This window comes from Hyalangium sp., from assembly GCF_035629615.1.
Lineage (GTDB): Bacteria > Myxococcota > Myxococcia > Myxococcales > Myxococcaceae > Hyalangium.
In genome coordinates this window covers 1-11,053 of record NZ_DASPHO010000545.1, presented here as the reverse complement: position 1 = coordinate 11,053, position 11,053 = coordinate 1, and the positions used below count along the sequence as shown (strand labels likewise).

Here is an 11,053-nt window from a genome sequence, read left to right as displayed (position 1 = left end):
CAGCTCGCGCAGCTCGATCATCGCCTCGCTCTTGACACCGTCGAGCGACACGAAGGCCGTATCCGCGCCCAGCTGGAAGATCTTGCCCGTCACCTTCTCGCCGATGCGAACGCTGCGCCGGGCAGGCACTCCGCCGTCCTTCACCTGCGCCTCGAACATCTCGGCGAAGGACTCGCTCTCGTGCACTTCCTCGTAGAGCGCGCTGCTCGGCGCGGGAGCCGGAGCCGGACGCGGCGTCGGAGCAGGCGTCGGAACCGGAGCCACGGACGCCTCAGCGGCCGGAGCCTCACCCGTCGCAGGCGCTGCCTCGGCCGGGGTGGAGGGCTGCTCGCCCATCGGGCCTCGCGTCTCGATGACACCCGACGCGCGCTTCACGACCACCATCGGCCCCTGAGGCTTGCGCTCACCGCCACCGCGGCGATCGCCTCCTCCTCCAGCGCCGCCTCCGCCTCCTCCAGCACCGCCGCCACGCGGGCCGCGATCCCGGTCGCCCCGGGGACGGCGCTCCTCACGCGGTCCCGCAGCGGACGCGCCGCCGGCTTCACCTCCAGGCTTTGGACTGGCATCACGCTCGCCACCTCGGCGCTCAGAGCCACCGCGGCCCCGGTCTCCACCCCGGTCACCGCCACGATCTCCACCACGGCCTTCGCGCTCGCCGGCGCGACCCGCAGGGATACCGAGCATCACGTCACCAAAGGTGGCCTTGGGCTTCTTCGGACCAAAACCACCAGCTCCACCGCTCTTCTCGTCGCTCACTGCCGAGACCTTCCTGAAGGAAATCCTGACCAGGTTTCAGGCAAATCGGGCTCCTGAAAAAAGGCGGCGCACTCTACACGTGCTCCAAGCTGGGACGGAAGTCGCTTGAGACCTTTCGCGAAAACCCCCATCTGCTGCTTAACGCGACGCGCCTCACTTCCCATCCACTCTACCCCCACATGTCCCCTATCTGCCCCCCTCCCCACCTGCCCCTCGACTAGCGCCGGACGAGCTTGCGCACACGGCGGAACACCGCCAGCGCCTGGGGCAGCCCCAGGGCCGCTGTCAGAGCGAAATACACGAGTCCATAGGGCAGGATGACCGCGAGGCACGTCACCACCGGGTGCAGCTGGGGGGGAGCGAGCAGGCTTCCCCCCCACTCCTCGGCCACCCCTGCCATCGGCCCTAGAGTCGAAGTCAGTGCCACTTTGACGCCCAGCGCCACAGCGCCCGCCACGACGGCGGCGCCCCACAGCTTCGGGAGCAGCCCTGGAGGTGGGCCTACATGTCCGCCGATGCGCTGGCCCAGGCTCCGGCGCAGCAGGGAGGCCTCCACCCAGGCCACCAGGCCGCTCGCGGCGGTGATGAAGGCGGCGCCCAGGTACCGTGGCAGTCCCAGGCGCTCGGGCAGGTACAGGCCGAGCCCCCAGGCCATAACGGCTCCCAGGGCGACGCGGACGATGGCGAAGCGCAGCGGGGTGCTGGGATCCTTCAGCGCATAGAAGGCCGAGGAGTAGAGGCGGCCCACCGTGGAGGAGACCAGCCCCACCGCCGAGCCCATGAGCAGGTACCAGACATACCGGGAGTCGGCAGAGGTGAACCGCCCCGTCTGGAGCAGCGTGGCCGCCACCACGTCTCCAATGAGGAGGAAGGCCACGGCGGACGGCACCACGAAGAACGCCACGCGGCGCGCTCCGGCCTCGATGCGCTCGCGGAGCTTGGCGTGGACCTCCTCGGCAGCACCGCCGGTGGCGCGAGCCATCTCCGGCAGCTCGGCCGCGGACACGGCCATGCCGAAGAGGCTCACCGGGATGAGATAGAGGGTCTGCGCGTAGAAGAGAGAGGACAGGGCCCGCTCGGACAGCAGGGACGCCACGGCCGTGTCCACGTAGGCGCTGATCTGCACCACGCCTCGCCCGAAGACCACGGGCACAAAGCTCTTCAGCACGCGGCGCACGGACTCGCTGGCCAGGGAGAGCGAGGGCCGGAACTTCCCCAGCAGCCGCAGCACGGCCGGCACCTGTACGGCGAACTGGAGCAAGCCGCCCGCCACCACCGCGTAGGCCAGCAGCTCCACCAGCCGGGCCTCGCCCACCCGTCCCCCCGCCACCACCAGCGTGGCAATGAGGACGAGGTTCCACACCACCGGCGCCAGGTAGGACAGCAGGAAGCGGCGGTGGCTGTTGAGGATCCCCAGGCACCACGCCGACAGCACCAGCAGCCCCGTGCCCGGGAAGACGATGCGCACCAGCTGGATGGCCAGGGCTCGGGACTCGCCCTCGAAGCCGGGAGCAATGGCGTCCACGAACAGCGGCGTGGCCAGCATGCCCGCCGCCACCAGCACGCTGGTGGCCAGCGTCATCAACCCGAAGATGGCTCCCGCCAGCCGATCCGCCTCCTCCTGGTTCTTCTGCCCCAGCAGCTGTGCGTACACGGGGATGAAGGAGCCGGAGAGCACCCCCTCGCCGAAGAGGTTCTGCAGGAAGTTGGGGATGCGCAGGGCGGCCTTGAAGACGGCGGCCGCCTCCGCGTTGCCCAGGTAGTGCGCGAAGACGCGCTCACGCACCAGGCCCATGAGGCGTGAGGCCAGGATGCCTGCGGCGACGAGCAGCGCCCCGCGCCCGCTTCCGGAGTCGGCCTTCTTCGCGGGGGAGGCGGGCTCCGGAGATGGGGTCTGGCCAGGCACGGAGGCAGTCAAGGGGGCGGGCAATCTACGCGGGACGTTCACCTCCATGAAGCAAGAAGACAGCCAGCCACTGTTTTCCTTGACGGTGCCCCCTGCGGGCCGCAATGGTCCCGGCCCGATGGCTGGCCCCTCTGACAGCGAGCTCTTGAGCGATGTGGCACGCATCCGCCGCGTGCTCGCGCGAGAGCTCGAGACCATCAACGAATACGAGGCCTTCGCTCAGTCCTCCTCCAACCCGGAGGTCCGCGCCTTCTTCGCGCACCTGGCCGCCGAGGAGAAGGAGCACGTCGCTGAGGCCACCCAGATGCTGCGCCTGCTGGACAGCGCTCAGGACACCCACTTCACCAACCCCATCGCACCGGGCCATTACCAGAAGGCGATCGGCGGACCGCCTGGCCCGTCGCCCACCCAGAGCCCCGAGCCCTCCAACAACGGGCCTGCGGGGGGGCGACCTGTCGTCGAACCTGTCTCCACCCTTCCCCCTCACCGCGTCATCTATGGCCTGACTGCCCCCCCCTCCCAGAACGCCTACCCGCTCACCGTGGGATCGCTCAGGCGTCCCGGCGGCGGTGGCAGTGGCCGGGGTGGCAGTCGCTAACGATTCCTCCTTAGAGGAGCTTGCCGATGCCTGACTTCCTTGGACATGCCGAGAACCCCCTCCGTGAGGAGGAGTGGGCCCGCCTCAATGAGACCGTCATCCAGGTCGCCCGCCGCTCGCTGGTGGGGCGCCGCATCCTGGACATCTATGGGCCGCTGGGCGCGGGCGTTCAGACGGTGCCCCACGATGAGTACCAGGGCGTCTCCGCGGGCGCCGTGGACATCGTCGGCGAGCAGGAGACGGCCACCGTCTTCACGGACGCGCGCAAGTTCAAGACGATCCCCATCATCTATAAGGACTTCCTGCTGCACTGGCGTGACATCGAGGCGGCCCGCATCCACAACATGCCGCTGGACGTGTCCGCCGCCGCCGGCGCCGCCGCCCTCTGCGCACAGCAGGAGGACGAGCTCATCTTCTACGGGGATCCGAGGCTCGGCCACGAGGGGCTGGTGACGGCCACCGGCCGGCTCACCGTGCCGCTCGGGGACTGGACGCACGCGGGCGCGGGCTACCTGGCCATCGTCGAGGCCTCCCGCAAGCTCAACGAGCACGGCCACTACGGCCCCTATGCCGTGGTGCTCTCGCCGCGCCTGTACTCGCTGCTGCACCGCATCTACGAGAAGACGGGTGTGCTGGAGATCGAGACCATCCGCCAGCTCGCCTCGGACGGCGTCTTCCAGTCCAACCGCCTTCGGGGCGACACGGGCGTGGTGGTCTCCACCGGCCGCGAGAACATGGATCTGGCGGTGGCCATGGACATGGTCACCTCCTACCTGGGCGCCTCGCGCATGAACCACCCGTTCCGCGTGCTGGAGGCCCTCATCCTGCGCATCAAGCACCCGGACTCCATCTGCACGCTCGAGGGCTCCGCGCCTCCGCCCCGCAGCAAGTAGCTTGGGAGCGGCGCTCTCTCCCATGGCCAAGGTCCTGGTCCTCGACGACGAGGCGAACCTGCGAAAGGTGCTCGCTGCCATGCTGCGGCGGGATGGCTATGACGTCACCGTCGCCGCGGACGGTGAGCAGGGGCTCGCCGAGTTCCACAAGCACGGCGCGGACATCGTGGTGACGGACCTGGTCATGCCCAAGGTGGGCGGCATGGAGGTCCTCAGCGCCATCCGGGCCGCCAACCCGGACGTGCCCGTCATCATCATCACCGCGCACGGCACGGTGGACTCCGCCGTGGAGGCCATCAAGGCCGGCGCCTTCGACTACATCACCAAGCCCTTCGAGCAGCCGGAGCTGTCGGCCGTCATCGCCAAGGCCGTCAAGGCCCACGAGAGCAACCGCCGCTCCGTGCGCCCGGACAGCAAGGCGCGCGCGGCCATCGTCGGCGAGTCCCCGCAGATCCAGGAGGTCTACAAGATCATCGACAAGGTGGCGGACACGCCCTCCACGGTGCTCATCACCGGCGAGAGCGGCACGGGCAAGGAGCTGATCGCCACCGCCCTGCACGGCGCCTCCAGCCGCCGGGACAAGCCCTTCATCAAGATCAACTGCGCCGCCATCCCCGAGAACCTCATCGAGTCCGAGCTGTTCGGCCACGAGCGCGGCGCCTTCACCGGTGCCGTCACCTCCAAGCCTGGCCGCTTCGAGCTGGCCGACGGCGGCACCCTCTTCCTGGACGAGATCGGCGAGGTCCCCGTCGAGATGCAGGTGAAGCTGCTGCGCGCGCTCCAGGAGAGCGAGTTCGAGCGCGTGGGCGGCATCAAGACCACCCGCGTGGACGTGCGCCTGGTGGCGGCCACCAACAAGGATCTGCAGGAGGAGATCGAGGCCGGGCGGTTCCGCAAGGATCTCTACTACCGGCTGGCGGTGGTCCCCATCGTGCTGCCTGCCCTGCGCGAGCGCCGCAGCGACATCCCCATGCTCGCGCGGTACTTCGTGGACAAGTACAACCGGCGCCTGAACAAGAAGATCGAGGGCATCGCCGACGATGCCATGGCACTGCTGCAGACCTACAGCTGGCCCGGCAACATCCGCGAGCTGGAGAACCTCATCGAGCGCGTGCTGCTCTTCGCGGACGGCCCCCTCATCACCGCCAAGGACCTGCCGGAGCCTGTCCGTCAAGGGGCGGGCGCGCAGCCCAGCTCGCCTGCTGGCTCCTCGGCGGTGGAGGCGCCGACGGGGGAGGCGGGGCTCAAGGACATCATCCGCATGAAGGCGGCCGAGCTCGAGAAGGACCTCATCACCAAGGCCCTCGAGGAGACCGGCGGCAACGTGACGCGAGCGGCGAAGCTGCTGCAGATCAGCCGAAAGTCCCTTCAAACGAAGATGAAGGAGTTCGGCCTTCGCGACACCGCCCCCGAGGGCAAGGACGAAGCCTCGGACGAATGACCCGAAATATCGCCGCGCTCGCGGCGGTTTCGGCCCGGCGTACCGCTCGACCCCAGGGAGCCAGCATGCGGCCATCTCTTCCCACTCTTGGAGAACCCCCGAAGCGCAGCCGCTTCGGCTCGGTCGTGCTCATCTCGGTGATCCTCGGCGGTGCGGCGGGCGGCGCGTGGTGGTGGAAGCAGAACAAGGGCGCCTACCCCTTCTTCGAGCAGCCTCCTGTCGCCGTGGTGCCTCAGGAGGCAGCCCCCGTCGTGGCCGCCCCGACCCCTCCTCCCGCTCCGGTGGATCCGCTCGTTGCGGCGGGCCTGTCGCGCGCCTCGGTGAAGATCGATGGCCCGCTGGAGACGGCGCTCGTCCAGGCCACGGATCCCTCTGTGGGGCCCGCGCTCGCGCAGGTGGTGACGCGCACCCTGGTGTGGTGGGTGCGGGTGCCCAACGAGATCCTCCGCGGCGACACGCTGGACGTGCTCTTCCAGACGCGCCCGGGCGAGGAGCCGCTCGTGCACGCCGTGCGGTTCGTCAGCGGAAAGACGGGCCAGACGCACCGCGCCTACCGCTTCCAGGCCTCGGGGGACGGCTACGCCCGCTACTTCCAGCCCACGGGAGAGGAGCTGGAGGAGCGCCTGGAGCAGGCGCCCATGGACGACTTCGAGCAGGTGACGTCCCTGCTGCGCGATGGCCGCGGCCACAAGGGTGTGGACTTCAAGGCGGCCGTGGGCTCGCCCGTGAAGGCCCCCTTCACCGGTGTCGTCAAGCGCAAGAACTGGAACTTCAGCAGCAACGGCAACTGCCTGGAGCTGGAGGAGCTCGGCGGCAAGCGGCGGCGCGCGCTCTTCCTCCACCTCTCCGAGCTGCCCAAGAGCCTCAAGCCCGGCGCGCGCTTCTCCGCGGGCCAGGTCATTGCCCAGAGCGGCAACAGCGGCCGCTCCTTCGCGCCGCACCTGCACTACCAGCTCATGACGCAGGACGATCGCGTGGTGGATCCCTTCGACAGCCACCGCACCTTCCGGCGCACCCTGTCGGCCGAGCAGCGCACCGCCCTGGAGGCGGAGATCCGGCGGATGGACTCGCTGCTCAGCCCGCCGGTGGCCGGAAACTGACGCAGCCCACCCATTTCTTGACACCCCTGCCCATGGCGGCTAGCGTCCCTGATAATTTCTCAACAGTTCTCAGGGGTTAGGCCACCGTAGTCCGCAGTCCGAGGGGGGCTGCCGGCATCCGCGGGCCCTGAGAGCGCCAGAGGGTTTTCGGAGGTTGGATGTTGAGGCTTCGCGCCATTCTCGCCGCGCTGCTGCTGGGCGCACCACTGGGTGCCCAGGCCGCGGAGGTCACCCGCATCGCGTCTTCATTCGATGAGGATGATCCGTTCGATCTCTTCCTCGACGTTCGCTTCAGGCGGACGCAGACGCACACCAAAGTCACCCGCGAGCAGCTCTCCGACCAGATCGTCAATCCCGAGGCTCCGGATGACGAGGAGTTCACTCCGGGGCGCATCGAGCGACCCGAGGTCTGGCACCGGGGCAGCGACACACGGCTCGACATCGCGCTGGCGATCGGCCTCTACAAGGATCTGGAGTTCTCCTTCGGGCTGCCGCTCATCCTCCAGCAGAACGACAACTATGCCTTCGTGTCCGACACGAACGACTCCAACTCGACCATCATCAACAACCGCTTGAACCCGGACGGCTCCACCACGGTGTCGCCGCGGTCTCTCTTTACCGTTCCGTCCACGAGCAAGCGCGGCGGCCTGGGCAACATGCGCTTCGGGCTGGCCTACGCCTTCTTCAACCAGAACCGGGACGACACCAAGCCGATGTGGCTCATCGGCCTCGACTACGAGTTGCCCACTGCCAAGCAGCGCGATCCGAGCTTGGACAATACGGGTGATGACCGCGGCAACGTGGGGGATCGAGTCCACAAGTACACCTTCTACACCTCCTTCTCGCGGAAGATGGGCGTGGCGGATCCGTACTTCAAGGCGCACTACACCGTGCCAGTGCAGGGCCCGGGCATCTACTCGAACTGCTTCGATGGGGAGTCGCAGGGCGTGCCTGGGAACTGCTTCGTGGGGAAGTGGACCCGCAAGGAGACGGGCATCAAGGCCCCTCATGTGACGGGCTTCTTGTTCGGCTCCGAGTTCACCGCGTTCAGCGACAAGAACAAGGGCCAGAAGTTCGCGCTCGACGTCCGCGCCATCGGCACCTACGTGTCCTCGGGCCGCTACTACAACGAGCTGAGCGCGGCCCTGGGCAAGCTGCTGGCCACCCAGGAGTACTTCCAGGTGGGCGGCCAGTTCGGCGCCACGGCGAGCGCTGGCGAGGCCTTTACCCTGCGCGCCTCCGGCACGTTCCTCTACAACACGGATCACGCGCTCACCAACGAGAACCTCGGCGTCGCTCCTGAAGAGATCAGGACCTCGGGTGGAGTGCTCGACCCTGCCAGCAACACCAACGTCAACCCGAACTTCGACTTCCGCACGGACCTGGTATCGCGGCGCTTCCGGGCCACGGAGAGCAAGACGTTCCGTCTGGAGCTGTCCGCGGCGTTCGCGTTCTGAGGCACCGCCTCAGCGCTTGAGGCTCAGCCCCAGGCGGTAGACGTCCTGTCCAGACCAGCCCGCGCGGCGGGCCAGCTCGGTGCTCAGCGCCTTGAGCTTCTCGCCGCGCGTCAGCCCCTCCTCCAGGGCGCGGCGCAGCTCCTCCTCGGACCAGCGGCGATCCCCGGTGCGCCCCTCCACCAGCACCACCACCTCGCCCCGGGGCTCCTCGGCCCCGTAGCGCGCCGCGAGCTCCGAGAGCGGTCCGCGCACGAACTCCTCGTGCACCTTGGTGAGCTCCCGCGCCACGCACGCGCGGCGATCCCCCCAGGCCTCCTGCAGATCCGGCAGCGTCTCCCCCAGCCGCCGCGGGGACTCGTAGAGCACGAGCGTGGCTGACAGCTGCGCCACTTCCTCCAGCATGGCGCGGCGCTCGGCGCCCTTGCGCGGCAGGAAGCCCAGGAAGTGGAAGCGGCCCGTGGGCAGCCCGGAGGCGCTCAGCGCCGCCACCAGGGCGGTGGCGCCTGGGACTGGGACGACGGACAGCCCTCGCTCGAGCGCCTCGGCGACGAGCCGCTCTCCTGGATCGCTGATGCCAGGGCTGCCGGCGTCGGTGATGAGGGCACAGTCCTCACCGGCGGCGATCCGATCAAGGATGCGCCCGGCGCGCTGCCCCTCGGCGAAGGCGGGCAGGCTCACGGTCTCCGGGGCGAGGCCGAAGTGCTCCAGCAGGACGCGCGAGTGCCGCGTGTCCTCGCACGCGACGAAGGCCACTTGCCGCAGGGTGTCCACCGCCCGGGAGGTGATGTCCCCCAGGTTTCCGATGGGCGTCGCGACGAGGTACAGCGTCCCAGCCATGCGTCACATCCCCGCGTCGAAGGCGTTCGGGAGGTGCTCCAGGCTGGCTTTCTCACCGTGGCCCACCACCGAGACGACGTCGAAGCGCATCATCCTCTCGCGCAGGTCATACGCGAAGAGATAGTGCAGCGCGGCTTTCACCACGCGACGCTGCTTGGCGAAGGACACCGTGTGCGAGGGATCTCCCCAGACGGCCGTGGAGCGCATCCGCACCTCCACGAAGCAGACGGTGTCCCCATGCTCGGCGACGATGTCCAGCTCGCCATAGCGGCACCGGAAGTTGCGCGCGCGGATGCGGTAGCCCCGCGCCTCCAGGAAGCGCACGACCGCCGCCTCGGCCTCGTTCCCATAGCCCCGTCTGTCCACCGCCGTCCGTCCCACCCACCCCGCCTCCTCCACGCCCCCTATGGGCAGGGCCGTCCTCTAGCACCCTGCTCCGACACTCGGGTCAGGGATGCGCTGGCGACGGCTGCCGACCGGGCTCCTGCTTTCCTGCGGACGAGGTGACCGCGGCAAAGGAGCGCAGCTCCTCGTTCAGCCGATCCTGCTTCTCATAGAAGAAGCCATGCCCCGCCTCGTCGATGGCGACCAGTCGCGAGCCCTCGATGCCCGCTTGCGTCTGTTCGGCCAGCTCGAAGGAGCAGATCTTGTCCGAGTCGCCGTGGAGGATCAGCGTGGGGACCCGCACCTTGGGCAGGTCCGGTCGGAGATCCGCATCCCGGAACAGCTCGCAGCACTTGATCGTCGCATGGCCAGCGGCCTGGCCGCAGAGGCCGGCGAACCACGTCTTGAACTCAGGACTGAGTGCCTCGGGGTCGTGGAAGAAGTTCTGGCTGAAGGCCGAGAGCATCTTGGGCCGATCGCGGTACGTGAGCTGGATCAGGTCGTCGCAGGCGGATCGATCGATCCCATAGGGGAAGTCGGGCCTGCGAGTCACACCCGGCACCGCGGCGCCCAGCAGCGCCAGCCGGTCGACACGGCCTCCGTGCCTGCTCATGTAGCGGACCGCTATCGCTCCCCCCATGGAGAACCCGACGAGCGTCACGTGCTCCAGGGCGAGCGTCTCGAGCACCGCCTTCACGTCATCTGCCAGACGGTCGTACGTGTAGCCATGCCATGGCTTGTCGGAGGCGCCGAACCCTCGAGTGTCCAGAGCGATGCAGCGGATGCCGTGCTTCGGCAGCTCATTCAGCTGGTACTCGAACATGCGGGAGCTCGCGGGCCACCCGTGGAGCAACACCATCGGTGGGCCATCGCCGACATCTTCGACCCAGATTCGAACACCCGGCTCCACCTCGACGTACCGTGAACCCTTCACCCTCGCCATAGCCCCCCCAGTGCTTGCATTTCCGTCGTGGAAACCTAAGGACCTGGGCAGGTGAGACAATCCTCCCCAGCAGACAGCAGCCATGCCACCCTGCCCTGACACCCGTGTCAGAGCAGTCGTTGGCAACTCCTGGCTGAGGGGAGTGTGGGTGCTCGGTGCTGGGCAGGACTCCGAGTGAAGCTTCCACGACTGGACAGGGGCGGCGTGGAGGCGTCAGCAACCCCGGGAGGTGCGCAACACCTTGGGCGCTCGAAGCACTGCCCGGAGGCCCCATGCGCTTCGCCATCCTGTCGCTCCATGTCAGCCTGCTCCTGTCGCTCTGGGGGTGCACGGAGGAAAAGCTCCCTGACTCCTTCGCGCAGCAGGGCCAGCAGGTGGTGCTCCCACCGCTCTTCGAGGACTCGCGGTTCGTCGGAGGGCTCGAGGAGCCCACCTCCATGGCCCTTGCGCCAGATGGGCGCATCTTCGTGTGCGGGCAGGAGGGTCGTGCCGAGGTACTCGGAGACCTATACCTTCTACACCCGGTCCAACGATGGGGTCCGGCTCTGGGTGAACGGGCAGTTGTTGATCGACAACTGGACGGTGCATGCGCTCGAAGAGGACCGCGGCACGATCACGCTCCAGGCGGGGCGCGCCTACAGCTTGCGCATGGAGTTCTACGAGAACAGGGGCACAGCCACGGCGCAGCTGAAGTGGTCGAGCCCGAGTCAGCGCAGGCAGATCATCCCCGCGGAGTGC

At 68.4% G+C, this 11,053-nt stretch carries 10 protein-coding genes and 1 pseudogene; 6 read left to right on the top strand and 5 right to left on the bottom strand.

Annotated features, from left to right (window positions below; translation table 11 throughout):
- Positions 1 to 684 (bottom strand): annotated as a pseudogene (locus tag VD972_RS27735) (hypothetical protein); the annotation flags it as partial.
- A 289-nt stretch (positions 685 to 973) separates the two neighbouring features.
- Positions 974 to 2,674, bottom strand: a complete 1,701-nt coding sequence (gene murJ, locus VD972_RS27730; RefSeq protein WP_414654140.1) for a murein biosynthesis integral membrane protein MurJ — start codon at positions 2,672 to 2,674, stop codon at positions 974 to 976.
- Between the two features lie 106 nt (positions 2,675 to 2,780).
- Between murJ and VD972_RS27725 the strand changes: the two genes are divergently transcribed.
- The 5 genes from VD972_RS27725 to VD972_RS27705 all read left to right on the top strand — a co-directional run bounded on the left by VD972_RS27725 (position 2,781) and on the right by VD972_RS27705 (position 8,151).
- Positions 2,781 to 3,260 (top strand): ferritin, encoded by a 480-nt coding sequence (locus VD972_RS27725; RefSeq protein WP_324991761.1) that lies wholly within the window; start codon positions 2,781 to 2,783, stop codon positions 3,258 to 3,260.
- Between the two features lie 26 nt (positions 3,261 to 3,286).
- Positions 3,287 to 4,153 (top strand): family 1 encapsulin nanocompartment shell protein, encoded by an 867-nt coding sequence (locus VD972_RS27720; protein ID WP_324991760.1) that lies wholly within the window; start codon positions 3,287 to 3,289, stop codon positions 4,151 to 4,153.
- A 22-nt stretch (positions 4,154 to 4,175) separates the two neighbouring features.
- On the top strand, positions 4,176 to 5,594 hold the full coding sequence (locus VD972_RS27715) for a sigma-54 dependent transcriptional regulator (RefSeq protein WP_324991759.1): 1,419 nt from the start codon (positions 4,176 to 4,178) through the stop codon (positions 5,592 to 5,594).
- Positions 5,595 to 5,659: 65 nt separating this feature from the next.
- On the top strand, positions 5,660 to 6,694 hold the full coding sequence (locus tag VD972_RS27710) for a M23 family metallopeptidase (protein WP_324991758.1): 1,035 nt from the start codon (positions 5,660 to 5,662) through the stop codon (positions 6,692 to 6,694).
- Between the two features lie 158 nt (positions 6,695 to 6,852).
- Positions 6,853 to 8,151 (top strand): hypothetical protein, encoded by a 1,299-nt coding sequence (locus VD972_RS27705; protein ID WP_324991757.1) that lies wholly within the window; start codon positions 6,853 to 6,855, stop codon positions 8,149 to 8,151.
- Positions 8,152 to 8,160: 9 nt separating this feature from the next.
- Here VD972_RS27705 and rsmI read toward each other — a convergent pair whose 3' ends face one another.
- The 3 genes from rsmI to VD972_RS27690 form a co-directional block, all read right to left on the bottom strand.
- Positions 8,161 to 8,988, bottom strand: a complete 828-nt coding sequence (rsmI, locus tag VD972_RS27700) for a 16S rRNA (cytidine(1402)-2'-O)-methyltransferase (protein ID WP_324991756.1) — start codon at positions 8,986 to 8,988, stop codon at positions 8,161 to 8,163.
- A gap of 3 nt (positions 8,989 to 8,991) precedes the next feature.
- Positions 8,992 to 9,369, bottom strand: a complete 378-nt coding sequence (locus VD972_RS27695; protein WP_324991755.1) for a YraN family protein — start codon at positions 9,367 to 9,369, stop codon at positions 8,992 to 8,994.
- A 67-nt stretch (positions 9,370 to 9,436) separates the two neighbouring features.
- Entirely contained in the window at positions 9,437 to 10,231 is a 795-nt protein-coding gene (locus tag VD972_RS27690) for an alpha/beta hydrolase (protein WP_324991762.1), read from the bottom strand.
- A gap of 570 nt (positions 10,232 to 10,801) precedes the next feature.
- On the opposite strand from VD972_RS27690, the gene VD972_RS27685 reads away from it, so the two are divergent.
- On the top strand, positions 10,802 to 11,053 hold a 252-nt coding region (locus tag VD972_RS27685), incomplete at its 3' end, for a PA14 domain-containing protein (protein ID WP_324991754.1).

Coding starts and splice junctions, on each gene's coding strand:
- VD972_RS27690 (WP_324991762.1), bottom strand. CDS start 10,231: ATGGTGTTGCTCCACGGGTGGCCCGCGAGCTCCCGCATGTTCGAGTAC.
- rsmI (WP_324991756.1), bottom strand. CDS start 8,988: ATGGCTGGGACGCTGTACCTCGTCGCGACGCCCATCGGAAACCTGGGG.
- VD972_RS27720 (WP_324991760.1), top strand. CDS start 3,287: ATGCCTGACTTCCTTGGACATGCCGAGAACCCCCTCCGTGAGGAGGAG.
- VD972_RS27710 (WP_324991758.1), top strand. CDS start 5,660: ATGCGGCCATCTCTTCCCACTCTTGGAGAACCCCCGAAGCGCAGCCGC.
- VD972_RS27705 (WP_324991757.1), top strand. CDS start 6,853: ATGTTGAGGCTTCGCGCCATTCTCGCCGCGCTGCTGCTGGGCGCACCA.
- VD972_RS27715 (WP_324991759.1), top strand. CDS start 4,176: ATGGCCAAGGTCCTGGTCCTCGACGACGAGGCGAACCTGCGAAAGGTG.
- VD972_RS27725 (WP_324991761.1), top strand. CDS start 2,781: ATGGCTGGCCCCTCTGACAGCGAGCTCTTGAGCGATGTGGCACGCATC.